Annotated in this window: 23 protein-coding genes and 2 pseudogenes; 11 read left to right on the forward strand and 14 right to left on the reverse strand. The window is 63.2% G+C overall.

Annotated elements, in window-relative coordinates; all coding sequences use genetic code 11:
* Nucleotides 1-3 precede the first annotated feature (3 nt).
* The 3 genes and pseudogenes from RPMA_RS05125 to RPMA_RS05135 all read left to right on the forward strand — a co-directional run bounded on the left by RPMA_RS05125 (nt 4) and on the right by RPMA_RS05135 (nt 2,202).
* Nucleotides 4-1,607 (forward strand): annotated as a pseudogene (locus RPMA_RS05125) (Na+/H+ antiporter).
* Nucleotides 1,608-1,675: 68 nt separating this feature from the next.
* A complete protein-coding gene (locus RPMA_RS05130; protein ID WP_211911823.1) occupies nt 1,676-1,900 on the forward strand; it encodes a hypothetical protein in 225 nt (74 codons plus the stop codon).
* Complete coding sequence (locus RPMA_RS05135; protein WP_211911824.1) at nt 1,897-2,202, forward strand: type II toxin-antitoxin system RelE/ParE family toxin; 306 nt, start codon at nt 1,897-1,899, stop codon at nt 2,200-2,202. Before RPMA_RS05130 ends, RPMA_RS05135 begins: the two co-directional genes overlap by 4 nt.
* Nucleotides 2,203-2,228: 26 nt before the next feature.
* Here RPMA_RS05135 and ispG read toward each other — a convergent pair whose 3' ends face one another.
* Genes ispG through RPMA_RS05150 form a run of 3 tightly spaced genes read right to left on the reverse strand, consistent with a single transcriptional unit; the run spans nt 2,229 to nt 5,003 of the window.
* A complete protein-coding gene (gene ispG / locus RPMA_RS05140; RefSeq protein WP_211911825.1) occupies nt 2,229-3,512 on the reverse strand; it encodes a flavodoxin-dependent (E)-4-hydroxy-3-methylbut-2-enyl-diphosphate synthase in 1,284 nt (427 codons plus the stop codon).
* A gap of 13 nt (nt 3,513-3,525) precedes the next feature.
* Entirely contained in the window at nt 3,526-4,476 is a 951-nt protein-coding gene (locus tag RPMA_RS05145; protein ID WP_211911826.1) for a DMT family transporter, read from the reverse strand.
* 41 nt (nt 4,477-4,517) lie between these two features.
* Nucleotides 4,518-5,003 (reverse strand): Fur family transcriptional regulator, encoded by a 486-nt coding sequence (locus RPMA_RS05150; RefSeq protein ID WP_211911827.1) that lies wholly within the window; start codon nt 5,001-5,003, stop codon nt 4,518-4,520.
* Between the two features lie 173 nt (nt 5,004-5,176).
* On the opposite strand from RPMA_RS05150, the gene RPMA_RS05155 reads away from it, so the two are divergent.
* Genes RPMA_RS05155 through RPMA_RS05165 form a run of 3 tightly spaced genes read left to right on the forward strand, consistent with a single transcriptional unit; the run spans nt 5,177 to nt 8,373 of the window.
* Entirely contained in the window at nt 5,177-5,656 is a 480-nt protein-coding gene (locus RPMA_RS05155; protein ID WP_211911828.1) for a MarR family winged helix-turn-helix transcriptional regulator, read from the forward strand.
* Entirely contained in the window at nt 5,649-6,800 is a 1,152-nt protein-coding gene (locus RPMA_RS05160) for an HlyD family secretion protein (protein WP_211911829.1), read from the forward strand. Before RPMA_RS05155 ends, RPMA_RS05160 begins: the two co-directional genes overlap by 8 nt.
* Nucleotides 6,801-6,804: 4 nt before the next feature.
* On the forward strand, nt 6,805-8,373 hold the full coding sequence (locus tag RPMA_RS05165; protein ID WP_211911830.1) for an MDR family MFS transporter: 1,569 nt from the start codon (nt 6,805-6,807) through the stop codon (nt 8,371-8,373).
* Nucleotides 8,374-8,574: 201 nt separating this feature from the next.
* Here RPMA_RS05165 and pcaG read toward each other — a convergent pair whose 3' ends face one another.
* Genes pcaG through pcaF form a run of 3 tightly spaced genes read right to left on the reverse strand, consistent with a single transcriptional unit; the run spans nt 8,575 to nt 11,126 of the window.
* Entirely contained in the window at nt 8,575-9,156 is a 582-nt protein-coding gene (gene pcaG, locus RPMA_RS05170) for a protocatechuate 3,4-dioxygenase subunit alpha (RefSeq protein WP_211911831.1), read from the reverse strand.
* Nucleotides 9,156-9,857, reverse strand: a complete 702-nt coding sequence (gene pcaH, locus RPMA_RS05175) for a protocatechuate 3,4-dioxygenase subunit beta (RefSeq protein ID WP_211911832.1) — start codon at nt 9,855-9,857, stop codon at nt 9,156-9,158. The genes pcaG and pcaH overlap by 1 nt, the downstream gene beginning before the upstream one ends.
* Nucleotides 9,858-9,917: 60 nt before the next feature.
* Entirely contained in the window at nt 9,918-11,126 is a 1,209-nt protein-coding gene (gene pcaF / locus RPMA_RS05180; RefSeq protein ID WP_211911833.1) for a 3-oxoadipyl-CoA thiolase, read from the reverse strand.
* Between the two features lie 228 nt (nt 11,127-11,354).
* Between pcaF and mutS the strand changes: the two genes are divergently transcribed.
* Nucleotides 11,355-14,072: a DNA mismatch repair protein MutS gene (gene mutS, locus RPMA_RS05185; RefSeq protein ID WP_211911834.1), complete on the forward strand. Its 2,718-nt coding sequence runs from the start codon at nt 11,355-11,357 to the stop codon at nt 14,070-14,072.
* 95 nt (nt 14,073-14,167) lie between these two features.
* Here mutS and RPMA_RS05190 read toward each other — a convergent pair whose 3' ends face one another.
* From RPMA_RS05190 to RPMA_RS05210, 5 genes are all read right to left on the reverse strand, one after another.
* On the reverse strand, nt 14,168-14,965 hold the full coding sequence (locus tag RPMA_RS05190) for a hypothetical protein (RefSeq protein WP_211911835.1): 798 nt from the start codon (nt 14,963-14,965) through the stop codon (nt 14,168-14,170).
* Nucleotides 14,966-15,044: 79 nt separating this feature from the next.
* A complete protein-coding gene (locus tag RPMA_RS05195; protein ID WP_211911836.1) occupies nt 15,045-15,554 on the reverse strand; it encodes an OsmC family protein in 510 nt (169 codons plus the stop codon).
* A 56-nt stretch (nt 15,555-15,610) separates the two neighbouring features.
* Nucleotides 15,611-16,390, reverse strand: coding sequence for an ABC transporter ATP-binding protein (locus tag RPMA_RS05200; RefSeq protein ID WP_211911837.1), 780 nt, complete (start codon nt 16,388-16,390; stop codon nt 15,611-15,613).
* Nucleotides 16,390-17,223: an ABC transporter permease gene (locus RPMA_RS05205; RefSeq protein ID WP_408056540.1), complete on the reverse strand. Its 834-nt coding sequence runs from the start codon at nt 17,221-17,223 to the stop codon at nt 16,390-16,392. Before RPMA_RS05205 ends, RPMA_RS05200 begins: the two co-directional genes overlap by 1 nt.
* Before the next feature lie 210 nt (nt 17,224-17,433).
* Nucleotides 17,434-18,408, reverse strand: coding sequence for an aliphatic sulfonate ABC transporter substrate-binding protein (locus RPMA_RS05210; protein ID WP_211911839.1), 975 nt, complete (start codon nt 18,406-18,408; stop codon nt 17,434-17,436).
* Between the two features lie 254 nt (nt 18,409-18,662).
* Here RPMA_RS05210 and RPMA_RS05215 point away from each other — a divergent pair, with 254 nt between their 5' ends.
* Nucleotides 18,663-21,482: a [protein-PII] uridylyltransferase gene (locus RPMA_RS05215; RefSeq protein WP_211913437.1), complete on the forward strand. Its 2,820-nt coding sequence runs from the start codon at nt 18,663-18,665 to the stop codon at nt 21,480-21,482.
* Nucleotides 21,483-21,597: 115 nt separating this feature from the next.
* Here the strand turns inward: RPMA_RS05215 and RPMA_RS05220 are convergent.
* A pseudogene (locus RPMA_RS05220) lies at nt 21,598-22,119 on the reverse strand (methylated-DNA--[protein]-cysteine S-methyltransferase); the annotation flags it as partial.
* Nucleotides 22,120-22,286: 167 nt separating this feature from the next.
* The gene (gene phaR / locus RPMA_RS05225; RefSeq protein ID WP_211911840.1) at nt 22,287-22,880 is read right to left on the reverse strand and encodes a polyhydroxyalkanoate synthesis repressor PhaR; all 594 of its coding nucleotides are present in this window, start codon (nt 22,878-22,880) and stop codon (nt 22,287-22,289) included.
* Nucleotides 22,881-23,209: 329 nt separating this feature from the next.
* Here phaR and RPMA_RS05230 point away from each other — a divergent pair, with 329 nt between their 5' ends.
* From RPMA_RS05230 to yddG, 3 genes are all read left to right on the forward strand, one after another.
* Nucleotides 23,210-24,388 carry an acetyl-CoA C-acetyltransferase gene (locus RPMA_RS05230; RefSeq protein WP_211911841.1) on the forward strand — a complete coding sequence of 393 codons (1,179 nt, stop codon included), beginning with the start codon at nt 23,210-23,212 and terminating at the stop codon, nt 24,386-24,388.
* 181 nt (nt 24,389-24,569) lie between these two features.
* The gene (gene phbB / locus RPMA_RS05235; protein WP_211911842.1) at nt 24,570-25,295 is read left to right on the forward strand and encodes a beta-ketoacyl-ACP reductase; all 726 of its coding nucleotides are present in this window, start codon (nt 24,570-24,572) and stop codon (nt 25,293-25,295) included.
* A 99-nt stretch (nt 25,296-25,394) separates the two neighbouring features.
* Nucleotides 25,395-26,267 (forward strand): aromatic amino acid exporter YddG, encoded by an 873-nt coding sequence (gene yddG, locus RPMA_RS05240; protein ID WP_211911843.1) that lies wholly within the window; start codon nt 25,395-25,397, stop codon nt 26,265-26,267.
* 184 nt (nt 26,268-26,451) lie between these two features.
* On the opposite strand, the gene RPMA_RS05245 is transcribed toward yddG, so the two are convergent.
* A complete protein-coding gene (locus tag RPMA_RS05245; RefSeq protein WP_211911844.1) occupies nt 26,452-26,871 on the reverse strand; it encodes a cupin domain-containing protein in 420 nt (139 codons plus the stop codon).
* Between the last annotated feature and the right edge of the window lie 2 nt (nt 26,872-26,873).

Genomic DNA, 26,873 nt, shown 5'->3' on the forward strand with positions numbered 1-26,873 from the left:
CGCGTGGAAGCCAAGTTCACCATTTTCCTGTCTCTCGTCGCCGTGCTGGGCGTAACGGCATGGTTTGCCAAACGCGCCAATATCGCGCCGGCGATCTTGCTGTTGCTGGCGGGCATCGCGCTGGCTTTCGTGCCGGGCATGCCGGCGCTGGAACTGCCGCCCGAAGTGGTGCTGCTCGGCGTGCTGCCGCCGCTGATCTATTCGGCGTCGGTGGCCATGAGCTGGCGCGAATTCCGTTACAGCTTGCGGCTGATCTCGCTGCTTGCCGTCGGCTGCGTGATCTTCACTGCCTGTCTCGTCGCGACCGCCACGCATTTTCTGATCGGGCTGCCCTGGGGTGTCGGCTTCCTGCTCGGCGCCATCGTCGCGCCGCCGGATGTCGTGGCGCCGCTCGCGGTGGCGCGAAAGCTCGGTCTGCCCCGGCGATTGCTCGTCGTGCTGGAAGGCGAGGGGCTCGCCAATGATGCGACCACGCTGATCCTGTATCGCTTCGCTGTGGCCGCCATCACCACCGGCGCCTTCTCGCTGCCGAAGGCGGCCGGCACCTTCGTCGCCATTCTCGCCTGCGAACTCGCCTTCGGCATCCTGATCGGCTGGCTCAGCCTGCGCCTGCGCCACCGTGCCCGGGATCCGCAGGTGGAGATCACGCTGTCGCTGCTGACACCCTATGTCGCCTATCTCGTCCCCGAGCATTTCGGTGGCTCCGGCGTCATCGCCACTGTCGCCTGCGGGCTCTACATCTCGTGGAATGGCCCGCTGCTGATCTCGGCGGCAACGCGCCTGCAGGGCATCTTCTTCTGGACCTGATCATCTATCTGGTCGAAGGGCTGCTGTTCCTAATGACCGGTTTTCAGATGCGGGCGCTGATCGAGAAATCGAAAGCGTTTCCGATCGGCGAGATCTTGGCTGCCACGGCGCTCGTGATGGCCGTCATCATCGTCGCGCGTTTCGTCTGGGTCTATGCGGCGATCTATGTGCCGCGCATGCTGAGCGCCGGCCTGCGCCAGCGCGATCCCTCGCCGAACTGGCAATGGACTTTTGTGCTCGCTTTCACCGGCGTGCGCGGTGCGGTCTCGCTGGCCGCCGCACTGGCGCTCCCATTCACGCTGATGTCCGGCGACGCGTTTCCGGCGCGCGATCTGATCCTGTTCGTGTCGTTCAACGTGATCCTGATCACGCTGGTCGGTTTCGGCCTCGGCCTGCCGCTGGTGGTGAAATGGATGAAGATGGACAAGATCGGCCAGCGCGAACATATCGCCGAGCACGAGGCCGAACTGCATGCGCGCCGCGAAGCACTGACAAAGGCGCTCGCCTCGCTGGATGCGATGACGGATGATCGCGAACTCTCCGACGAAGTGGTGAAGATCCTCCGCGCCCGGCATGAGAGCCGCTCGAACCAGCTACCCAGCGAACTCGATCCCGCAGTCGATGTCTCCGCGCTCGGCACCGATCTCGTGCGTGAGCTGATCAAGGAAGAACGCAAGTTCATCCATGCGCAATTGCGCGACGGCAAGATCACCGATGAAAGCCGCAGACGCATCGAGCGCGATCTGGATCTGGAAGAGGCGGGGCTGATCAATCGCGAATATCGACGGATGCCGCTTTAAAACTGTCGATTTGTGGTGATGCAATCGGACCTGAAATCTGCTAATCTCACGCAATGACCAGAGCAGGATTGGAAGAACTGCTGGAGCGGGTTTCAGCCTGGCCTGAGAAGGATCAGGAAGAATTGGCCGTGTTCATTGCTGATGTCGAGGCGAGGCAGCTCGGTGGTGATCGTGAATATGAGCTGACGGCTGACGATCTCGCTGCGCTCGATCGTAGCTTGGCCGACGTCGAAGCTGGTCGGTTTGCGCCGGACGGAGCTATCGAGGCCCTGTTCAACCGCTACTTCAAATGAAGGTCCGCTGGTCCGAGATCGCGACCAGCGAAGTCGAAGCGATCTTCGCCTATATCCTCGAACATAGTCCATCTTCAGCCGAGACTGTCGCGCGGCGCATCATCGACCGCGCGGAGTCGCTCTCGGAATTTCCCTTTCTGGGGAACGACATCAAGCGAAGAGGCACCAGAAAACTTCCGGTCGTGAACTACCCTTATGTCGTTCTGTACAAGATCGATATAGCCGCCGACGAAGTCTGGATTCTCAACATCCGTCACACAGCACGAAAAAAGCCGGCGGCGGATGATCCGCGCGCCGGCTGATTTTGTCGTCCGATAATGTGCCGCGGTTACTCCGCCGCGGTCACAATCTCAGGCGTCTTGCTGCCCTTGCCATAGCGCTGGTCGATGTAATCTATCACCAGCGCCTTGAAGTCGGCTGCAATGGTTGGGCCGCGCAGGGTGCGGAATTTCTCGCCATCGACGAACACCGGCGCAGCCGGGCTTTCGCCGGTGCCGGGGAGCGAGATGCCGATATTGGCGTGCTTGGATTCGCCGGGGCCGTTCACGATGCAGCCCATGACCGCGACGTTGAGGTTTTCGACGCCCGGATAGGTCGTCTTCCAGCCCGGCATTTCGACGCGGATGAAATCCTGGATCGAACGCGCCAGTTCCTGGAACGTGGTCGAGGTGGTGCGGCCGCAGCCGGGGCAGGCGGCGACCAGCGGCACGAAAGTGCGGAAGCCCATGGTCTGCAGCAGTTCCTGCGCGACTTGGACTTCCAGCGTGCGATCGCCGCCGGGCTCGGGGGTGAGCGAGATACGGATGGTGTCGCCGATGCCCTGCTGCAGCAGGATGCCAAGCGCGGCCGAGGAAGCGACGATGCCCTTCGAGCCCATGCCGGCTTCGGTGAGACCCAAGTGGATCGCATAGTCGGAGCGCGAGGCCAGCGTCTGGTAGACGGCGATGAGGTCCTGCACCGCCGAAACCTTGGCGGAAAGGATCATCTTGTTCTTCGGCATGCCGAGTTCTTGCGCACGCGCGGCCGACAGCAGCGCCGACTGCACCATGGCTTCACGCGTCACCGCGCGAACGTCCTTCGGATTCGCCGAGAGGGCGTTCTCGTCCATCAGCTTGGTGAGCAGCTCCTGATCGAGCGAACCCCAGTTGGCGCCGATGCGGACGGCCTTGTTGTTCTTGTTCGCGATCTCGATGATGTCGGCGAACTGGCTGTCGCGCTTGCTCTTGAAGCCGACATTGCCGGGATTGATGCGATACTTGTCGAGCGCAGCAGCGCAGGCCGGATATTCGGCGAGCAGCTTGTGGCCGATATAGTGGAAGTCGCCGACGAGGGGCGTGGTGATGCCCTGCTTGTCGAGTGCTTCGCGGATGTGCGGAACGGCAGCAGCAGCCTCGTCGCGGTCGACGGTGATGCGGACCATTTCCGAGCCGGCGCGCGACAGCGCTGCGACCTGGTCGATGGTGCCCTGGATGTCTGCGGTGTCGGTGTTGGTCATCGACTGCACGACGATGGGCGCACCGCCGCCGACGGCGACATTGCCGACCATGACCTGGGTGGTGAGATGACGGGGCGCCGGTCCGGCGATATCCGACGGAATTTCGATCTTGTTCATGGGGTCTCGAATATCAGGTTTTAGTGACATTCAGCAATGCGTTAGTGGCTGCGGAGCGCGCCGGTCGGTTAACGAGAACCAGCCCGGCGATGACCAAAAGCGCAGCCAGTCCGAAGACGGGGGTGAGCTGATCTCCGAGGATCAAATAGCCTCCCACGACGCCGAATAAAGGGGTGATGAAGGTGAAAGCCGCCAATTTGCTGGCAGAGTGGGTCTTGATCAGGCTGAACCAGAGCAAAAAGGTGAGCCCGACCACCCAGAAGGCCTGAAATGACAGCAGGGACATGCTCAGGGCGCTGGGAACCGCAGGTATCCGTTCGCCGGCCACCAGCGCGCCTATGCTGAGAATCGGGATCGACAGGCCGACCTGGTATCCCAATGCCTTTTCAGGCGTCACATAAATGAGCCGGGTCCGTTTCACGATGAGCGTCGTAGCCGCCCACATGGCTGCGCCGATGATCATCAGGAGGTCGCCAAACAGCACGCTTGCGGTCACGTTAGGCTGCGGCACGCCGATGGCGACGGCCACGCCGGCGAAGCTCACCGCGAGGCCACCCCATTGCATCGCGCTCAGCCGTTCGCCGAGGAGCTGATAGGCACCGAAGGCGACGAAGAACGGCATCGTATAGAGGAAGACGACCGCGCGGCTCGCGGTGGTCAGTTCGAGGCCGTGAAAGATCACCAGGAATTCGACGCCGAAGATGGTGCCGATGAACAGGCCGGCTTTCAGCGTGCCGTCGCGCTCGAACAGTTTGACGCCGCGAAACCAGGCGATGGAGAGGATCATCAGCAGGCCGCCGGCGGAGCGGAGTGCCGCCTGCGTGTAAGGCGGGATCTCGCGCAGCACGAGCTTGATGGCGATCTGGTTGAAGCCCCAGGTCAGGCACAGCATCAGCACGAGCGCGATAGCGCCAACGGTCAGCGGGCGGCCGCCGGGCGGGAAAGGACTTGGCTCTGCTGACATTGAACCCCGGTCCGGCTTGTCGCCGTGTTGTTATGCGCCGCTCAGTGCTGGCAGTGCGCGCAGGTGCCTGTGATTTCAACAACAGACAGTTTCGGGGTGAAGCCTGTCAAGCGCGCGGCGTCATTGAGGCTCTGCGCCACCTGCGCTGCGGGGACTTCACCCACCGACCCGCATTTGTCGCAGATGAGAAACGCGACCATCGACGTGGTGCCGTGATCATGCACGCAGGCGAGGAACGCGTTGCGGCTCTCGATGCGGTGCACGAGATCATTGGCCATCAGGAAATCGAGCGCGCGGTAGATCGTGATCGGCGCCGGCCGGGAGACCGTCTTGGCCAGTTCCTCAATGATCTCATAGGCGCCGAGCGGCCGGTGGCTGGCGAGCAGCGCCTCGAACACCTGGCGGCGGATCGGCGTCAGCTTCTGTCCCCGCTTGGCGCAGACATGCTCGGCATGATGCATCGCGTCCGCGGTGCAGCGGTCGTGGTCATGGTCCGGGGCGGGGAATGTGGGCTTTGGCGCGTTCATCGATCGTAATGTAGTCGCTTCCGGATCATTCGCCCATGGCGGCCGGGCAAAGCTCCCCAAAAACACCCCGCAAATCCCGACTTATGCGCTGTGCGCATGCCTGCGACACTTTAGCACAGGGTAGTCGAGACTATAAGCTAGCTTATTTTATGCCAGCTTAAGGAGCATTTGCGATGTCGCCCCAGCCCGACACTGGCACCGATTTTCTGTCCGCACTGTTTGAGACCCAGCGCATGTTGCGGCAGCTTGCCGACAAGGAGGCGCGCCATCTCGGCATGACCCGCGCCCAATGGGCTGTGCTGGCCAAGGTCGAGCGCAATGAAGGGCAGAAACAGACCGACCTCGCTGACGCCATGGAGATGGCGCCGATCAGCCTGACGCGGCTGATCGACAAGCTCTGCGACAGCGACCTGATCGAACGCCGCAACGACGACACCGACCGCCGCATCAAGCGGCTTTATCTCACCGAAGCCGCGCGCCCCCTGATGGCGAAGCTTTCGGTGCTGCGCGCCGACCTCATGCAGGTCGCGTTTGCCGGCGTGAGCGAGGCCGAGATGCACCAGCTCGTCGATCATCTCGAAACCATCAAAGACAACATCCGCGTCGCGCTCAATCCTGCGACGATCAAGACCAAGGAACAGGCTTATGGCTGACCCCGTGCTGAAATTTCCCGACAAGGACGCATCCGACGGTGGAGGCGAGGGCGCCACAAAGCAGCGCAGGGGCATCAAGGGCTTCCTCACCCGCTATCGTCGCCCGCTGCTGCTGGTCGTGCTGCCTGCCGTCGTGCTGGTCGGCGGCTTCGCCTTCTATCTCTCGGGCGGCCGCTATGTCGGTACCGACGACGCTTATGTCGGCGCGCAGAAAGTGCTGATCACGCCGGAGATCGCCGGCAAGGTCGCGCGCGTCGTGATCCGCGAAGGCCAGCATGTGAAGGCCGGCGATACGCTGTTCGAAATCGATCCGGTGCCGTTCCAGCTTGCCGTGCAGCAAGCACAGGCGAAGCTCGACGATGCCAAAGTGTCGTTCGCGACGCTGAAGTCCAACATCAAGTCGTATGACGACATGCTCACACTCGCGCGCCAGGGCGTCGAGCTGAAGCAGCGTGATGTCGAGCGCAAGACGACGCTGGTGAAGTCGAATTCCGGCTCGCAGCTCGATCTCGACACCGCGACCACCAATTACGTGATCGCGCGTTCGCAGCTCGAATTGCTGCAGCAACAGCTGTCGAATGCGAAGGACAAGCTGCTCGGCAATCCCGATCTGCCGCTAGAACAATTCCCGGCCTATGCGCAGGCGAAGGCCGCGCTCGGCGATGCCCAGCGCAATCTCGACCACACCGTGCTGAAGGCGCCGATCTCCGGCGTCGCCACGCAGGTGGACAATATCCAGCTCGGTCGCTTCGTCGCGGCATCGACGCCGATCCTCACGGTGATCGACGATAACAGGCCATGGGTCGATGCGAATATGAAAGAGTCGGATCTGACCTATGTGACGGTCGGACAGAAGGTCAATATTGAGGTCGATGCGTTCCCCGATCATGCCTTCCACGGCACGGTCGGCTCGCTGAGCCCCGGCACCGGCGCGCAATTTGCGATCCTGCCGCCCCAGAATGCCACCGGCAATTTCGTCAAGGTGGTGCAGCGCGTGCCCGTGCGCATCTATCTCGATTATGACGATGCCGCCGTGAAGAAGCTCAAGGCCGGCATGAGCACCTACACCACCATCGATACCGAACATCGCCGCACGCTGGCGGGCCTGTTCGGCGCGTCCACAGCGAAGGCAGCTCAGGACTGATCCCATGAGCACGGCGTCCTCACCCAGCGCAGTTCCGGGCATGCGTCGCAACATGGTGACGGTTTGCGCCATGACCGCGACCATCATGCAGGCGCTCGACACCACGATCGCCAATGTGGCGCTGCCTTACATGCAGGGCTCGCTGTCGGCGTCGCAGGATCAGGTCAACTGGGTGCTGACCTCCTATATCGTCGCCGCGGCCATCATGACCGCGCCGGTGGGTTTTATCGCCAACCGCTTCGGCCGCAAGAAGGTGTTCATCGTCTGCTCCGCCGGCTTCACCGTCGCCTCGGTGCTGTGCGGCCTCGCGCAGGACATTACGCAGATGGTGGGCTTCCGCCTGCTGCAAGGCGTTTTTGGCGCGGCGCTGGTGCCGTTGTCGCAGGCCGTCATGCTGGATAGCTACGCGCTGCATGAGCGCGCCAAGGCGATGTCGATCTGGGGCATGGGCGTGATGCTCGGCCCGATCATGGGCCCGTCGCTCGGCGCCTGGCTCACCGAGACCTATTCCTGGCACTGGGTGTTCTTCGTCAACCTGCCCTTCGGCATCGTCACGGTGGCTGGCCTGATCGTGTTCATGGACGAGACGGAGCTGAACCTGAAGATGAAGTTCGACTGGTTCGGCTTTCTCGCGCTTGCCATCGGTATCGGCTCGATGCAGCTCGCGCTGGATCGCGGCGAGCAGCTCGGCTGGCTGGAGTCGAACGAGATCATCATCGAGGCGATCGTGGCGGTGATCGGCTTCTACTATTTCTTCGCACATTCCTTCACGACGGATCGCCCGTTCATCCAGTTCGCCATCTTCAAGGACAAGAACTTTGTTGGCGGCTGCATCTTCATGTGCGTGATGGGGCTCGTGCTCTATTCGACCATGTCGCTGTCATCGCCGTTCCTGCAGAACGTGATCGGTTATCCGATCCTGACCGCCGGCCTGCTGCTGGCAACGCGCGGCTCCGGCACCTTCGTGGCGATGATGCTGGTCGGGCGCATGATGAAATATATCGAGGCGCGGACCCTGATCATGTCGGGCATGACGCTGCTCGCCGCGTCGATGTATTTTACCGCGAAATGGACCGACCAGACCGGGGTGACGGAGTTCATCATTGTCAATGTGGCTCAGGGATTCGGGCTCGGCCTCGTCTTCGTGCCGCTGTCCACGGTGGCCTTCCTGACGCTGCCCAATCATCTGCGTACTGATGGCACATCGATGCTCACGCTGTTGCGTAACGTGGCGAGTTCGGTGGGTATTTCCATCGTGATCGCGAACCTGACCTCGGGCACGCGGATGGCGCATGCGGTACTGGTCGAGCACGTCACGCCCTTCAACAATGCGCTGCAGATGCCGAATGTGACCGGCGTGATCAACATGGCAACCGATGCCGGCCGCGCAATGATGGATGCGATCGTGACGATGCAGGCAACGATCATCGCCTTCGGGCTGGACTACCAGCTGATCATGCTGGTGACGCTGGCGGCGATCCCGATGGCGCTGATCATCGGATCGTCGAAGGCGCAGCTGCGCGCACAGGCCGCGAAGCCGGGCGGGGACGAGCATCCGGCGGTGATGGAGTAATTGAAGCGCAAGTGCTGATGCTCTCCCTCCCCCAAGCGAAGCGCAGTGGGGAGGGTGGCGCGTAGCGCCGGGTGGGGTCTTTCCCCACGGCAGGACGGAGTTTGGGGAAGCACCCCACCCGTCTCGAAGCTCGCTGAACGCTCGCTTCGATCCACCCTCCCCACTGCGCGGCTTCGCCGCTTGGGGGAGGGAGAAGAAACGTTACACGTCGAAGAACACCGTCTCGTTATCCCCTTGCAGGTGGATATCAAACCGATACACGCCCGCAGCCGTCTTCTTCGCAATCAGCGTGCTGCGCCGCTCCGCCGGCACCAGCTGCATCACAGCGTCAGTCGCCGTCGCTGCTTCATCGTCGAAATAGATGCGCGTCATCGACTGCATGGTCATGCCGCGGCCGAACACCGCCATCACGATATGCGGCGCCTGATCCTTGCCATCGATGCCGGGCACGGCGCCAGGCTTGATCGTGTCGAACGAATACTCACCCGCATCCGTCGTGCCCGAGCGGCCGAAACCGCGCCAGCTGGAATTCGGAATGCCGCGCGAATCCTGCGGATCGGCGAAACGGCCTTGCGCATCGGCTTGCCAGATTTCCAGCACGGCATCGGGCACCACCTTGCCGTCGCCGTCATAGATCACGCCTTCGATGCGGATCTTGTCGCCGGTGACGTCGGGGGTCAGCAGGTTGTTGGTGAAGGCGTCGTTCCAAGCATATTTGCCGTTCGGCGTCAGGCCATAGGCATAGAACGGGCCGACGGTCTGCGACGGAGTAATTCCAGGCATCAGTGATTCTCCGTCGGCGTCGCGTTGCGGCCGCGCAAGACGATGTTGAAGCGATAGGCCAGCGCCCAGCCGGGCTCGGTGACGTCGAGATCGAACTCAGACACCATGCGCAGGCGCGCCTTCTCATCCGTGACCGAATTGAAGATCGGGTCGTAAGCGAACAGCGGATCGTTCGGGAAGTACATCTGCGTCACGAGGCGCGAGACGAAGGAATGGCCGAACACCGAGAAATGGATATGGGCGGGGCGCCACGCATTGTGGTGATTGCCCCACGGATAGGCGCCGGGCTTGATGGTGACGAATTTGTAGTTGCCCTTGTCGTCGGTCACGGCGCGGCCGGCGCCGGTGAAATTCGGATCGAGCGGGGCGGGGTGCTGGTCCCAGACATGGACGTAACGGCCGCAGGCATTGGCCTGCCAGAGTTCGACCAGCGTGTTCGGCACGCCGCGGCCGTCCTCGTCCATCACGGTGCCATGCACGATGATGCGTTCACCGAGCGGTTCGCCGGCATGCATGGTGGTGAGGTCATGATCCCCGGGGCGCACGGTTTCGTGGCCGTAAACGGGACCGGTCAGTTCCGACATCGTATGCGGCATCAGGATGCGCTGCTTCTGCGGCGCGCGCTTGATGGTCGACTTGTAGCCGGGTGAGAGGCGCGGCGCGTGCGCCGCATTGCTCTCGACGGGATAGATTAGCGTCATGCTCGTTTCCCCTTGGATCCGCCGCGGGGACCGCGGCGGCATTCTTGGACGTATTAGTCGTTAGTTCAGCTTCTCGATCGCCATGGCGACACCCTGGCCGACGCCGACGCACATGGTGGCCAGCGCGAGCTTGCCGCCGCGCTTCTCCATGCCATGCACGGCGGTCAGCGCGAGGCGGGCGCCGCTCATGCCGAGCGGATGGCCGAGCGCGATGGCGCCGCCATGCGGGTTCACGAAGTCAGCGTCTTCCTTGACGCCGAGCTGGCGCAGCACCGCGATGCCCTGGGAAGCGAAGGCTTCGTTCAGCTCGATGAGATCGAAGTCGCTGATCTTCAGGCCGAGGCGCTCCATCAGCTTCTGCGTCGCCGGTACCGGGCCGATGCCCATGATGCGCGGGGCGACACCGGCGGAAGCGAGGCCGAGGATGCGCGCGCGCGGCGTGAGGCCGTACTTCTTCACGGCGGCGGCCGAAGCGAGGATCATGGCGGCGGCGCCGTCATTGACGCCCGAGGCGTTACCGGCGGTGACGGTGCCGTCCTTGCGCACGATCGGCTTCAGTTTGCCGAGACCTTCCAGCGTGGTTTCCGGGCGCGGATGCTCGTCCTTGTCCACGGAAATCGGGCCGGCCTTGCCGCCCGGCGCCTGCACCGCGATGATTTCCTCGGCAAAATAACCCGAGGCAATCGCCTTGCCGGCGCGCTGCTGCGAGTTGATGGCGAAGGCGTCCTGGTCGGCGCGCGAGATCTGGAAATCCTGGGCGACGTTCTCGCCGGTCTCCGGCATCGCATCGACGCCATACTGCGCCTTCATCAGCGGATTGATGAAGCGCCAGCCGATGGTGGTGTCGAAGATTTCGGACTGGCGGGAGAACGCTTCCTGCGCCTTGCCCTGCACGAAGGGGGCGCGGGTCATGGATTCGACGCCGCCGGCAATGGCGAAATCGATTTCACCGGCGCGGATGGCACGGGCACCGGCGCCGACGGCATCGAGGCCGGAGGCGCAAAGGCGGTTGAGGGTCTGGCCGGGAACGCTTTCCGGCAGGCCGGCGAGGAGGGCGGCCATGCGGGCGACGTTGCGGTTGTCTTCACCGGCCTGGTTGGCACAGCCGAAGAAAACCTCGTCGATTTCTTCCCATTTGACGTTCGGATTGCGCTCTTTCAGCGCCTTGATCGGAGCGGCGGCGAGGTCGTCGGCGCGGACTTTTGCGAGCGAACCGCCAAAACGGCCGATCGGGGTGCGCACGGCGTCGCAAATAAACACATCGCTCATCATTTTCCTCCTGGGCTGCATCCGCGCATGTGCCGGATTTTCGCGGTGGTTTGTAGGAAGGCCCACCGACCCGGTCAAATCATGGCTGTTGCGTGGATTGTCACACCCTGACTGTCGGATAATCGTGAGTGGTTGACTTGTCAACCGGTTGTTGCGGTGGGGAAAACGTGGGGTTTCGCGCGGCCGCGGATGGGATCGGCCGGGTAAAATTTGCTAGCGTCCGCCGCCATGACGATCCAGCAGACCATCACCGCCCCGGAACCACCCGCGCCCGCCACCGACGACACCAAAGTGTCGCCGATGATGCAGCAATACCTTGAAATCAAGGCCGCCAATCCGGGCCTGCTGCTGTTCTACCGCATGGGTGATTTCTACGAGATCTTCTTCGAGGATGCGGAACTGGCCTCGCGTTCCCTTGGCATCGTGCTGACCAAGCGCGGCAAGCATCAGGGCATGGACATCCCCATGTGCGGCGTGCCCGTGGTGCGTGCCGACGAGTATCTGCACCGCCTGATCGCGCTCGGCATCCGCGTCGCCGTCTGCGAGCAGATGGAAGATCCGGCGGAAGCCAAGAAGCGCGGTAGCAAGAGCGTGGTGCGGCGCGACGTCGTTCGCGTGGTGACGCCGGGCACGCTGACCGAAGACAACCTGCTGGACGCGCGCGCCAACAATTACCTGATGGCGATCGCGCGGGCGAAAGGCGGCGACCGCATCGGTCTCGCCTGGATCGATATCTCGACGGCGGAATTCATCGTCACCGAATGTGCGACAGGCGAATTGGGGGCGACGCTGGCGCGGATCAATCCCAATGAAGTGATCGTGACCGATGCGCTCTATAGCGATCCCGATCTCAGCCAGCTGTTGCGCGAACTCTCTGCGGTCACGCCGCTGACCCGCGACGTGTTCGACACCGCCACCGCCGAACGGCGCCTGTGCGATTATTTCGCCGTCGCCACCATGGATGGCCTCAGCGCGATGTCGCGGCTGGAAGCCACCGCGGCTGCCGCCTGCGTCACTTATGTGGAACGCACCCAGATCGGCAAGCGCATCCCGCTGTCGCCGCCGACCCGTGAAGCGGTCGGCACGACGATGGCGATCGATCCGGCGACCCGCGCCAATCTCGAACTGACGCGCACGCTCGGCGGCGAGCGCCGTGGCTCGCTGCTGGATGCGATCGACTGCACGGTGACGGCGGCCGGCTCGCGTCTGCTGGCGCAGCGGCTGGCGGCGCCGCTGACGGATGCTGCGGGCATTGCGCGGCGGCATGATGCGGTGGCGGCTTTTGTGGCCGATAGCGGCCTGCGTGACGATCTGCGTTCAGCACTGAAAGTCGCGCCGGACATGTCGCGCGCGCTGGCGCGGTTGCTGGTCGGCCGCGGCGGTCCGCGCGATCTCGTCTGCATCCGGGATGGCGTGATGGCGGCGGATCAGGTGCTGGATCGGCTGAGCGCCGTCGAGAACCTACCCGCCGAAATCGCCGCGGCGATGGCCGGTCTGCGCCGCCCATCGCGCGAACTGGCTGCGACGTTCGCCCGCGCGCTCGATGACGAATTGCCGTTGATGAAGCGCGACGGCGGTTTCGTGCGCGAAGGATTCGAGCCCGTGCTCGACGAGACCCGCAATCTGCGCGATGCGTCGCGGCTGGTGGTCGCTTCGATGCAGGCGCGCTATGCCGAGGACACCGGCGTCAAGGCGCTGAAGATCCGGCACAACAATGTGCTCGGCTATTTCGTCGAGGTGACGGCGCAGCATGGCGACAGACTGATGCAGGCGCCGCTGAATGCAACCTTCATCCACCGCCAGACGCTGGCCGGGCAGGTGCGTTTCACCACCTCCGAACTCGGCGAGATCGAAGCCAAGATCGCCAATGCCGGCGACCGCGCGCTCGGGCTGGAGCTGGAAATCTTCGAGCGGCTGGCGGCTATGGTCGCGGACGATTCCGATGATCTCTATGCAGCCTCGCATGCGTTTGCGCAGCTCGATGTCGCGACCGCGCTGGCGAAGCTTGCGGTGGATGACAATTATGTCCGTCCGGAAGTCGATGAGTCCCTGCTGTTCGCCATCGAGGGCGGCCGCCATCCCGTGGTCGAGCAGGCGCTGCGCCGTGACGGCCAGCCCTTCATCGCCAATGCCAGCGATCTCTCGCCGGGGCCTGGGCAGAAGTCGGGCCAGATCTGGCTGATCACCGGTCCGAACATGGCCGGTAAATCGACCTTCCTGCGCCAGAACGCGCTGATCGCGCTCTTGGCGCAGATCGGCAGTTTCGTGCCGGCGTCGCGGGCGCGGATCGGTATCGTCGATCGGCTGTTCTCGCGCGTCGGCGCGGCCGACGATCTCGCGCGTGGACGTTCGACCTTCATGGTCGAGATGGTGGAGACCGCCGTCATCCTCAATCAGGCGACCGAACGTGCGCTGGTGATCCTCGACGAGATCGGCCGCGGCACGGCGACGTTCGATGGCTTGTCGATCGCATGGGCGGCGATCGAGCATCTGCATGAGAGCAACCGTTGCCGCGCGCTGTTCGCGACGCATTATCATGAGCTGACGCAGCTCTCGGCCAAACTGCCGCGGCTGTTCAATGCCACGGTGCGGGTGAAGGAATGGCACGGCGATGTCGTGTTCCTGCACGAAGTGCTGCCGGGCTCGGCGGATCGCTCCTACGGCATCCAGGTGGCGAAGCTCGCCGGCCTGCCGCCGGCGGTGATCACGCGCGCCAAGGCAGTGCTGGCCAAGCTCGAAGCGCAGGATCGCGGGCAGGGCGCCAAGGGGCTGATCGATGACCTGCCACTGTTCGCGATCACCTCGCGTGCGCCGGAAGAAGAACGTCCGCCAAGCGAGGCGGATTTGCTGATGGAGGCCGTGAAGGCACTGCATCCCGACGAGATGTCGCCGCGCGAAGCGCTAGACGCGCTCTATGCGCTGAAGGCGAAATTGCCGAAGGCGTGACGTTCGTAGCCCGGATGGAGCGCAGCGCAATCCGGGGACCGGCGTTTCGATTGGCTCTGCTGTCCCTGGATTTCGCTTCGCTCCATCCAGGCTACTCAAACGTACCGCGCTTTTCTCCGGCCCCAACCCCACAGCCCCAGATTCCACGTCATGCAGATCAGCAGCGCGCTGCTCAACGCGATCACGGAGCCATGGCGCAGCGCCAGCACGTGCATCACGGCAACCGCGATGCCGAAGCCCATCAGGCCCCAGCCGGCATTGGCGATGACAGCTGCGGTGGGCGGCCCGCCGATGCGCGGATGCAGGATCAGCATCAGGCTGGTGAACACGATGGGATAAAGCGCCAGCATCCCTGATCCGGTGGGGCCGATGGTGGCGGAGAGCGTGACGACCGCACCGACCAGCGTGGCGACAAGCGCAGCGCGCAGCGGGATGTCGTACCAGCGGCGGGTGATCAGCGGCATCTTCGCGTGGCGGAAACGCGCCATCAGCGGCAGGCAGATCGCGAAAGTGACCGCATTGACGGCGAGGCCGCCGAGCAGCGTCCAGTCGATCAGTTGCACGATATAGGCGAGCGCGAACCAGACGATGACCGCGCAACCAAGGCTGACGACGACATTGTTGCGCTGCGCCAGGAAAATATAGGTGAGGCCGAGAAACATGGTTGCCGCATTGATCGGCAGACTCGCCAGCGCGCCCTGCGCGATGAAGGCGGCGTCGTGATCCATGGCGAGGAAGACATAAGAGGGGCCGGCGGAGATCGGCAGCGTCGCCACCAATGCGCCGATCACGGGGCCGGAGCGTTCGGTGATGACCGAGGCGGAGATCACGAAGGCGGCGGTGATCGCCATGCGCAGGATCAGAACGGCGATGAAGGCGACGTCGGGTGACATTTCTTGTTCTTCTCCACGTTGTGCCGAGTAAGCAGACGTGGATGGCCGGGACAAGCCCGGCCATGACAGGACAGGGTTGTCAGACCCGATTGAGCACCACCGACACCTTCGGTCCGTGTTTGATGGTCTGATAGACGACGCAATAGCGCTCGGTGAGCTTGAGCAGGAGATCGAGCTTGTCTTGCGGGGCATCAGTCTCGACATCGAAGCGCAGGCGGATTTCGGCAAAGCCGACCGGGGCTTCCTTGTCGACGCCAAGCGTACCGCGGAAATCGAGATCGCCTTCGGCGACGACATTGCCGGACTTCAGGGGAATCTCGACGGCGGTGGCGACGGATTTCAGTGTGACACCGGCGCAGGCGACGAGTGCCTCCAGCAGCATGTCGCCGGAGCAGAGTTCGAGGCCGGAGCCGCCGGTGGCCGGATGCAGGCCGGCGGCGGCGATCTGTCGTCCGGTCTCGACCTTGCAGGCGATGCCGTCACTATCGATGGAGCCCTTGGCCTTCAGCGTGATGAAGGCGGCTTGCGGATCGGTCTTGTAGCGTTCCTTGATCGGCGCTTGGGTGGCGCGGAGCGTGGCGGCGTCCATGATGGCTCTCCCTGAGATTTGTTAGTTGCGGTTTGTAGTCGTGTGACGTCGCGATGTCACCACCAGGCGCCGACGGCCTCGGCCGGTGCGTGATCGGGGATGTCGCGATCGAGCGAACGATCGAGTGCCGTGAGCACGCGTTTCTTCACCGCATCGAACAAAGGCGATGCGCGATCGCGCGGGCGGGCGAGGCCGACATCGATCTCGGCGAACAAACGTCCCGGCCGCGGCCGCATCACCAGCACGCGATCGGCCAGTACCACGGCTTCATCCACATCGTGGGTGACAAGGATGAGCGTCGGCCGCGTATCGGCCCAGAGGTCGAGCAGATGATCCTGCAGGTCGCGACGCGTGAAGGCATCGAGCGCTGAGAAAGGTTCGTCGAGCAGCAGCACTTCCGGCTGCGGCACCAGCGAGCGCGCGATGGCGACGCGCTGCGCCTGTCCGCCGGAGAGTTCGCGCGGCCAGGCCTTTGCCTTGTCGGACAGCCCGACGCGCGCCAGCGCCTGCGCGACCTTTTCGCGACGCTCGGACGCCGGCAGGTGGGCGAGGCCGAAGCCGATATTGTCGGCGACATTGAGCCAAGGCAGCAATCGCGGCTCCTGGAAGATGATGCCGATCTTCTCATGCGGCGCCGTGATGTCGATATCGTCGATGCGGATCGTGCCGGTCGAGGCGCGATCGAGACCGGCGACTGCGCGCAGCAAAGTGGACTTGCCGCAGCCGGAGCCGCCGATGATGGCGATGATCTCGCCTTGCTGGATGCGGGCGTTGAAGCGCTCCAGCGCATGGACGCCGTTAGGATAGGTTTTTCCGACCTTGTCGAGGGTGAGCATCAGGCGTCTCCACCCGGACGGAAGGCATCCTGCCAGCGCAGCAGCGGCGCGGTGAGGCGTTCGATCAGCCAGTCGGTGGTCTTGCCGAGCAGCGCGAAGATGGTGATGGCGGCGAGGATCTGTGCGGGCTTGCCGAGTTGCTGGCCATCGATCAGGAGATAGCCGAGCCCCTCAGAGGCGCCCATGAATTCAGCGGCGACGACAAACATCCAGCCGAGGCCGAGGCCCACGCGCAGCGCCACCACATAGGCCGGCAGCACCGCGGGCAGCAGGATCCGGCGGATCATGGCCGGGCCTGACAGCCGGAAGGTGCGGCCGACCTCGACGATCTTGCGATCCACCGAGAGGATGGCGCCCATCACGCCGAGATAGACCGGGAAGAACACCCCGACGGCGATGAGTGCGACTTTCGAGGTCTCGAAGATGCCGAGCCACAGGATGAACAGCGGCACCCAGGCGATGGAGGGGATCGCACGCAGCGCCTGCACGGTGGGATCGAGCAGGCGGCGTGCGATGCCCCAATAGCCCGAGACGGCGCCGAGCAGCGTGCCGGCAATGACGCCGAAGCCGAAACCGGCTGCGACGCGGAAGAGCGTGGTGGTGACATGTTTGGCGAGCTCACCGCTCTGCGCGAGTTCGGCGATGGTCGCGATGACGCGCGACGGCGGCGGCACCAGGCGGCCATTCGACCAGCCGGCCCACACGGCGGCTTCCCATGCGAGGGCCATGGTGAGCGGGACGACGATGCCGAGCAGGGGACGCGCAAGGCGCTGCCAGCCTTTGTTCACAGCGGGCGGGGTGTCGGTTGCCAGGACAGGGCTATCGAGTGTCATTGTCATAGGAAGATTCGTTTCGCCTCGAATAGCAAGCGCCGGCGCTTGTGGTTCACCCCACCCCGCTCGCTGCGCGAGCGACCCTCCCCTGCAGGGGAGGGTAAGGATCGTTCGTGCTCCGGTGGCCCACTTTTCTTACCCTCCCCTGCAGGGGGAGGGTCGATGCGAGCGAAGCTCGCAGCGGGGTGGGGTGGCGGAGGGTGAAGATCATTAGCTCTTCGGCAGCGGAATCTGATCGTCGATCAGGGCATCCACCGTCGCCTTCACATCCACCTTGGCGTCGATCACGCCGGCCTGCTGCAAAGCGAGACCCGCTGCGAGGATCGACTCGCGCTGCGGCGCGCCGATGCGGCTGTGGGTGAGTTCGGTGCGCTCCTTGAGCTGCTTATCGACCACGGCCTCGGGCAGCTTGGTGACGCCGATGAAGGCTTTCGTCAGTTCCGGATAGTTTTCGAGCGAATATTTTCGCGCATCTTCGTAGACGGCGAGCACGCGGCGGGCGGCGTCGGGATAGTCCTTCAAAAACTGTTCGCGGACATTCAGGATGCCCCAGGTGTTGGCTTCGGGCTTGCGGAAGAACAGCTTTGCGCCGTCCTCGACTTCGGCCTGCGCCATCATCGGATCGAGCCCGGCCCAGGCATCGACATCGCCGCGGATCAGTGCGGCCTTGCCGTCGGCATGCTGCAGCAGCACCGGTGTGATGTCCTTGTCGGTCAGCTTGGCGTCGAGCAGCGCGCGGACCAGGAAGATGTGCGGATCGGTGCCGCGGGTCACGGCGACGCGCTTGCCCTTGAGATCGGCGACGGAGGTGATCTTCGAGTCCTTGGTCGTCACCAGCGCGGTCCATTCCGGCCGCGAATAGACATAGACCGACTTGATCGGATTGCCGTTGATCTTGGCGACCAATGCGGCGGAGCCGGCGGTGGAGCCGAAATCGATGGAGCCGGCATTAAGGAATTCGAGCGCCTTGTTGGAACCGGCCGACTGCACCCAGGTGATCTTGATGCCGTCCTTGGCGAATTCTTTCTCCAGCAGGCCGTTCTGCTTGAGGATGATCGAGACCGGATTGTAAGTCGCCCAGTCGAGCCGGATTTCCTTGAGCGGATCGGCGGCAAAGGCAGTGGCAGGCAACAGTGCCGCGCCAACGATCAAACCGGCGACAGTGCGCCGTGATAGGCTGAACATTCGAATCTCCCCTGAATTGATATTCGTTCTCGCGCGCCAGCCACATCCATCCAGCGCGCCGGGAGCGACTGGACAGCACCGCGCTGCGATGCAAAAACGTTGTGTAATTTCAATTGCTTATGCGCTTTCGTCAACGAGAAGATATTGTACGTTCAGGCGCTCGCTTTGAGGATGTCGTTTCTTCGATTGCGCAAATGGCAGCATGAACTAACTGTTGGATCACAATCACCGTGACAGCGCGGGTGCTGTCCGATATCCGGGATGCCTATGGACAGTGCTGTGCTGAAGACCGAGACGGCCCCGAAGTTGAATTCGATACCGTGCGGATTGCCGCCGAGATCGATGCGCTCGCTGCGGAGCATCGCGGCAAGAGCGACCTGTTTCGCGCCGCACTGGCCAAATTGCTCAAAGCCGAACTGATGACGGCGCGCGAAGCCGCGGAAGCGGTGCTGCTGCGGGATCGTCACGGCCGGCGCTGCGCCGAGCGGCTCTGCGATGTGCAGGACGACATCATCCGCCTGCTGTTCAATGCCGCGATCAAGCATCTCTATCACGCGCCGCTGCCGTCGAGCGGCGAGCGCATGTCGGTGGTCTCTACCGGCGGCTATGGCCGCGGGCTGATGGCGCCGGAGTCGGATATCGATCTGTTGTTCGTGCTGCCCTACAAGCAGACCGCCTGGGGCGAGCAGGTCGCCGAAGTCATTCTCTATTGCCTGTGGGACATGGGGCTGAAGGTCGGCCATGCCACCCGTTCGGTGGATGAATCGATCCGCCAGGCGCGGGGCGACATGACCATCCGCACGGCGATTCTTGAGACGCGCTTCCTTGCCGGCGACAAGGCGCTCTATGAAGAGCTGGTCACGCGCTTCGACGCGGAAGTCGTACAGGGCACGGCGGCCGAATTCGTTGCCGCGAAGCTTGCCGAGCGCGAGGAGCGGCATCGCCGCGGCGGCCAGTCGCGCTATCTCGTCGAGCCCAACGTCAAGGACGGCAAAGGCGGGCTGCGCGACCTGCACACGGTGTTCTGGATCGCGAAATACGTCTATCGCGTGCGTGACAGCAAGGAGCTGGTGGCGCGTGGCGTGTTCGATGCGCAGGAATATCGCATCTTCAAGCGCTGCGAAGACTTTTTGTGGTCGGTCCGCTGCAACATTCACTTCCTGACCAAGCGGCCGGAAGAGCGGCTGTCCTTCGACCTGCAGCGCGAGATCGCGGTGCGGCTCGGCTATACCTCGCATCCCGGCATGCAGGACGTCGAACGCTTCATGAAGCACTACTTCCTGATCGCGAAGGAAGTGGGCGACCTCACGGCGATCCTCTGCGCCAAGCTGGAAGAACAGCAGGCCAAGCCTGCCCCGGCGCTGACGCGCATGATGGCCAAGCTGCGGCCGGAGACCAAGCGTCGCCGCGTGCCCGGCAGCGATAGTTTCATCATCGACAACAACCGCATCAATCTGGCGGCGCCAGATGTCTTCAAGGAAGACCCGGTCAATCTGATCCGGATCTTCCGTCTGGCGCAGAAGCACAGTCTCGCTTTCCATCCGGATGCGATGCGCTCGGCGACGCGCTCGCTGCGGCTGATCACGCCGGCGGTGCGCGAGGATCCCGAAGCGAACAAGCTGTTCATGGAGATCCTCACCTCGGACAATGCCGAGACCGTGCTGCGACGCATGAACGAGACCGGCGTGCTCGGCCACTTCATCCGCGCCTTCGGCCGCATCGTCTCGATGATGCAGTTCAACATGTATCACCACTATACGGTGGATGAGCATCTGATCCGCTGCATCGGCATCCTCCAGGAGATCGAGCGCGGCGGTAATGACGAGTTCACGCTTGCCACCGACCTGATGCGCAAGATCCGCCCGGAGCATCGGCGCGTGATCTATGTCACCGTGCTGCTGCACGACATCGCCAAGGGGCGGCCGGAGGATCACTCCACGGCGGGCGCCAAGGTCGCGCGGCGACTGTGCCCGCGGCTCGGCTTCAATGCCAGCGACACCGAACTGGTCGCATGGCTGATCGAGGAACATCTGACCATGTCCACGGTGGCGCAGTCGCGCGACCTGTCGGACACCAAGACCATCGAGAATTTTGCCGCCGTCGTGCAATCGGTCGAGCAGATGAAGCTGCTGACGATCCTGACCACCGCAGATATCCGCGGCGTCGGGCCGGGCGTGTGGAACGGCTGGAAGGCGCAGCTCTTGCGCACGCTGTATTACGAGACCGAGCCGGTGTTGACCGGCGGTTTCTCGGAAGTGAACCGTGCCCAGCGTATCGCCGGCGCGCAGGCTGAATTCCGCCGCTCCTTTACCGAATGGCCGGAGGCGCAGCTCAACGCCTATATCGCGCGGCATTATCCGGCCTATTGGCTCAAGGTCGATATCGAACACAAGATCCGCCATGCCCGCTTCCTGCAGGCGAGCGAGCAGGCCGGCCACAAGCTGGCGATCAATGTCGGCTTCGATGAAGCACGCGCGGTGACCGAACTGACGATCCTCGCGGTCGATCATCCCTGGCTGCTGTCGATCATTGCCGGCGCCTGCGCGGCGGCGGGCGCAAACATTGTCGACGCGCAGATCTACACCACGACCGACGGACGCGCGCTCGATACGATCGCGATCTCGCGCGAATATGACCGTGACGACGACGAAGGCCGCCGCGCTACGCGGATCGGCGACATGATCGAGGACGTGCTGGAAGGCAAGGTGCGGCTGCCGGAAACGGTGGCGAAGCGCGCCTCGTCGAGTTCGTCGAAGAAGGCGGCCCTGAAGGCCTTCACCGTCGAGCCGGAAGTCATCGTCAACAATCAGTGGTCGGATCGTTATACGGTGATCGAGGTGTCCGGTCTCGATCGTCCGGGTCTGCTGTATCAGCTCACCACGGCGATCTCGAAACTGAATCTCAATATCGCCTCGGCCCATGTGGCGACCTTCGGCGAGCGGGCGCGTGACGTGTTCTATGTCACCGACCTGCTCGGCGCGCAGATCACCGCGCCGACGCGTCAGGCCGCGATCAAGCGGGCGCTGATCCATCTGCTGGCGAATAGCGAGGCGGCGGAGAAGCCGGCGGCTTAATCCAGCTCGTCATTGCGAGCGCAGCGAAGCAATCCAGAAGCAACAAGCGAAGACTGGATTGCTTCGTCGCTCCGCTCCTCGCAATGACGGCTGTGAGACCGTCACGCCACCTCCACCCCTCATGCCTTAGCAGCCAGCGTTTGCGTTCGATGCCGCCGCCATAGCCGGTGAGCGAACCATTGGCGCCGATCAGGCGATGGCAGGGGACGACCACGCTGAGAGGATTCGATCCATTGGCATGGCCGACGGCGCGCATCGCTGTGGGCGCGCCGAGCTGCGCGGCGAGGGTGCCGTAGCTCAGCGTCGTGCCGACGGGAATCTTGCGCAGCGCCGTCCACACATTGCTCTGAAACGGCGTGCCGGGGATGTGGCAGGGGATCGTGTCGAGCTGATCGAGATCGCCGTTGAAGTAACGTGTCAGCGCCTGGCGAATCGAATTCGGCGCTGGGGCATCGATCAGCGGCGCCGAATAGAGGTAGCGGCGCAGCGAGGTGTTCAGGCGGTCTTCGTAATCGGTCCAGTCCAGCGCACAGAGCGCGCCGTCAGCGTTCGTCACGAGCAGTGCCGTGCCGATCGGCGTGTCCAGCCGGTCGAGATGGAGTGCTGCTGCGGGCTTTGCCATGGCGGATCGGCTCATCACATGAAAACGCCGACCGTAGTGTGCCACGGCCGGCGTTGCATTCCGATTTCCGATGATGATCGGTAGCCTGGATGGAGCGAAGCGCAATCCAGGAATCAGAGCTTCAGCAATTCGCCGGTCCCCGGATTTCGCTGCGCTCCATCCGGGCTACGATAACGGCGTAACTACTCGCTCTTCGGCTCCTGCGACATGCGCTCGAGGCGGTCCTGCATGTCCTTCATCTGGCGGCGCAGGTCGTCGATATTGTCGCCGCCGGCTGCGGGCTCCGGCGCCTTTTCCGGCTCCGGTGCGGCGCCGGGACGCGGGGGCACGAACGGCTTGAACATGGAGAAGGTCTGCTGAAACAGCTCCATGTTGCGGCGAACGGTCTCTTCCAGCGGCGCGAACGGCGTCATGCCGAACGTGTTGGTCATCTGCTTGCGAAACTTCTCCTGATCGCGCGTCAGCGAATCAATCGACTGTTCGAGATATTTCGGCACCACCATCTGCATGCTGTCGCCATAGAAGCGGATCAGCTGGCGCAGGAAGGTCGTCGGCAGCAGGTTCTGGCCGGCCTTGTTTTCCTGTTCAAAAATGATCTGAGCCAGCACCTGGCGGGTGATGTCGTCGCCGCTCTTGGCGTCGTAAACGAGGAAATCCTCGCCGTCCTTCACCATGGAAGCGAGGTCTTCCAGGGTCACATATGTACTCGTTCCGGTATTATAGAGCCGGCGGTTCGCGTATTTCTTGATGGTGGTGGGTTGATCTGATTTCGCCATGGCTCACTTACCTACCGGGAACGGGAAACCTTTCGGCATTGCGCCAAAAAGGCCATCGGATTGGGTGGTCGAACAACGCAATGCAATAAAGTAAGCACTTTCAAAGTGGCTCGGCTACCGTTTTGTGCGTCACGGTTAAAATCGCGGCATGATTGTGCTATGCAATGCGACATTGGTGCCATTTTTGGTGCGCTGCGGTCGGAAATGGCCGCTCGTCCAATTGACACATCACCACGAGGTTTAGAGGATGCGCGCCACGCGGCGTCGGCCGTCTTGGCGTGATCAAAGTCGAACAAGCCCACTTTCAAAACAACAAACAGGAGATGTCCATGTCAGACGATGTCGTCATCGTTAGCGCTGCCCGCACACCGGTCGGCAGCTTCAACGGCGCTTTCGCAACCACGCCGGCGCATGATCTCGGCGCCATCGCCATCAAGGCCGCGCTCGAGCGTGCGAAGCTCGATCCCGCCCGCGTCTCCGAAGTCATCATGGGCCAGATCCTCACCGCGGCGCAGGGCCAGAACCCGGCCCGTCAGGCGGCGATCGCCGCCGGCCTTCCGGTGGAAACCTCGGCCTGGGGCGTCAACATGTTGTGCGGCTCCGGCCTGCGCACCGTCGCGCTCGGCTATCAGGCGCTGATGAATGGTGACTCCGAGATCGTCATTGCCGGCGGCCAGGAATCCATGAGCATGGCGCCGCATGCGCAGTATCTGCGCGGCGGCGTGAAGATGGGCTCGACCGAGCTGGTCGACACCATGATCAAGGACGGTCTGTGGGATGCCTTCAACGGCTATCACATGGGCAACACCGCCGAAAACGTGGCGAAGCAGTTCCAGATCACCCGCCAGCAGCAGGACGAATTCGCCGTTGCTTCGCAGCAGAAGGCGGAAGCCGCGCAGAAGGCTGGCAAGTTCAAGGACGAAATCGTTCCGGTGACCATCAAGGGTCGCAAGGGCGACACCGTCGTCGACACCGACGAATATCCACGCCACGGCGCATCCCTCGAAGCCATGGCCAAGCTGCGTCCGGCCTTCGAAAAGGAAGGCACCGTCACCGCCGGTTCGGCCTCGGGCATCAATGACGGTGCCGCCGCCGTGGTCCTGATGACCGCCAAGCAGGCCGCCAAGGAAGGCCTCACCCCGCTCGCCCGCATCGTGTCGTGGGGCCAGGCTGGCGTCGATCCGAAGATCATGGGCACCGGCCCGATCCCGGCCTCGCGCGCCGCGCTGAAGAAGGCTGGCTGGTCGATCAACGATCTCGACCTGATCGAAGCCAACGAGGCTTTCGCAGCGCAGGCTTGTGCGGTGAACAAGGATCTCGGCTGGGATACGTCGAAGGTCAACGTCAATGGCGGCGCGATTGCCATCGGTCATCCGGTCGGCGCATCGGGCGCGCGCGTCCTCGTGACGCTGCTGCACGAAATGCAGAAGCGCGATTCCAAGAAGGGCCTCGCCACGCTGTGCATCGGCGGCGGCATGGGCATCGCGATGTGCGTTGCACGCGACTAAAAGAGCAGCACGCGCGCTGAAAACTTCAGCGCGCGATTGCACTGCACACAGCGATTGACGTTGCATCGTCGATCAAATCAAAACGCCCGGCGCATTGCGTCGGGCGTTTTTTCTTGATGTTCATCGTATCGCCAGCTTAACTCGCTACTATAATTTCAGAAGTGATTTTCGGGAGGACAGCATGGCGCGCGTAGCAGTAGTGACCGGTGGAACACGAGGTATTGGCGCGGCCATCAGCAAGGCGTTGAAGGATGCGGGCTACAAGGTTGCCGCGACCTATGCCGGCAACGACGCTGCTGCCGAGAAATTCAAGAGTGAGACCGGCATCCCTGTTTACAAATGGGACGTATCGTCATTCGAAGCCTGCGCCGACGGTATCAAGAAGGTCGAGGCTGAACTTGGTCCCGTGGATGTGCTGGTCAACAATGCGGGGATCACCAAGGACGGTGCGTTCCACAAGATGACGCAGGAGTCCTGGCATGCGGTGGTGAACACCAATCTCGGCTCGCTGTTCAACATGACCAAGCCCGTCATCGACGGCATGCGCTCGCGCAAATTCGGCCGCGTCATCAACATTTCGTCGATCAACGGCCAGAAGGGCCAGTTCGGCCAGGTCAATTACTCCGCCGCCAAGGCCGGCGACATCGGCTTCACCAAGGCGCTGGCGCTGGAAAATGCCAAGCTCGGCATCACCGTCAACGTCATCTGCCCCGGCTATATCAACACCGAGATGGTGCAGGCGGTGCCGAAGGACGTGCTGGAGAAAAGCATCCTGCCGCTGATCCCCGTCGGCCGCCTCGGCGAGCCCGAGGAAATCGCACGCGCCGTGCTGTTCCTCGCAGCCGATGACGCCGGCTTCGTCACCGGCTCGACGCTGACGGTCAATGGCGGGCAGTATCACGCTTGACATCTCACTCCCGTCATTGCGAGGAGCAAAGCGACGAAGCAATCCAGTTCTTGCTTCTGGCTTTCTGGATTGCTTCGCTGCGCTCGCAATGACGATCAAATGACCTCCCGCACCGCCACGCTCATCGGTCTCACTGCCATCCTGATGTGGTCGCTGCTGTCCGTGATGACGGTGGCGAGCGGGCGCATGCCGCCGTTTCAATTGACGGCGATGACCTTTGCCATCGGCGCCCTGGCTGCTGCAGTGAGCTGGATCTGGCGTCCCGATGCGGTCCGAGCGCTCCGGCAATCGCCGCTGACCTGGGCGGTGGGTGTCGGTGGGTTGTTCGGCTATCACGCGCTGTACTTCGTCGCGCTGCGGCTTGCGCCGCCGGCGGAAGCAGGGCTGCTGAATTATCTGTGGCCGCTGCTGATCGTGCTGTTCTCGTCGCTGCTGCCGGGCGAGCGGCTGTACCCGCATCACATCATCGGCGCGCTGCTTGGTCTGGTCGGCACGGTGCTGCTGCTGTGGGGCAATATCTCGCTGAACGCCGCATCCGGTCACGCGGGCGGACTGTTCGCAGCGTTCTGTGCCGCTTTCGTCTGGGCCGCTTATTCGGTGATGTCGCGTCAGTTGAAGGCCGTGCCGACCGATGCTGTCGCGGGCTTCTGCTTTGCGACGGCGATCCTGGCGGCGATGGTGCATCTCGCCATCGAGACCACGGTGTGGCCTGAAACGGCTCTGCAATGGCTCTCGGTGATCGCGCTCGGCGTGGGGCCCGTGGGCGCTGCATTCTATACATGGGATATCGGCATGAAGCGCGGCGATATTCGCGTGCTCGGCGCCGCCTCCTATGCAACGCCGCTGTTGTCGACAGGGTTTCTCATTGTTGCCGGCTTTGCACAGGCGAGTGCGCATATCGCGCTGGCAGCAGCGTTGATCGCCGGCGGCGGGCTGATCGCGGCGAAGGATATGATTTTGAGGAAGCGTTGAGTTCTTTTCCCTCCCCGGAGCGAAGCGAATGGGGAGGGTGGATCAAAGCGAGCGTTCAGCGAGCTTAGAGACGGGTGGGGTGCTTCCCCACGTAACGTCGGAGTTTGGTGAGGCACCCCACCCGTCTCGAACGCTGCGCGTTCGATCCACCCTCCCCACGCGAAGGCGCGGGAGAGGGAGAAGATCACGGCTTCCAATCCTTTGGTGCCAATTCGAATGTCGCGAAGTCGAAGCCCGGCGCCACGGTGCAGCCGACCAGCGTCCAGTCGCCGGTGGTCGCAGCCGCCTGCCATGCATGCGGAGGCACGATGCCTTGGGGCTGTTGTCCCGCTGCCAGATCCGCGCCCAGCGTAATGATGCGCTGTCCGCTGTCATCGGCGATCTCCAATGTCAGCGGTGCGCCCGCATGATAGTGCCAGATCTCGACGGCATCGATGCGGTGCCAGTGCGAGCGTTCGCCTGATGCCAGCAGGAAATAGATGGCGGTGGAGGCGGCGCGGCCACTGGCATCCGTGCGGCTATCGCGAAAGGTCTCGCGATAATGGCCGCCTTCAGGGTGGGGCTGCAGGCCGAGCGTCGCGATGATCTCGGCTGCAGTCGACATGG

Origin of the sequence: Tardiphaga alba (assembly GCF_018279705.1) — a bacterium.
In the GTDB taxonomy this organism is placed as follows: Bacteria; Pseudomonadota; Alphaproteobacteria; order Rhizobiales; family Xanthobacteraceae; genus Tardiphaga; species Tardiphaga alba.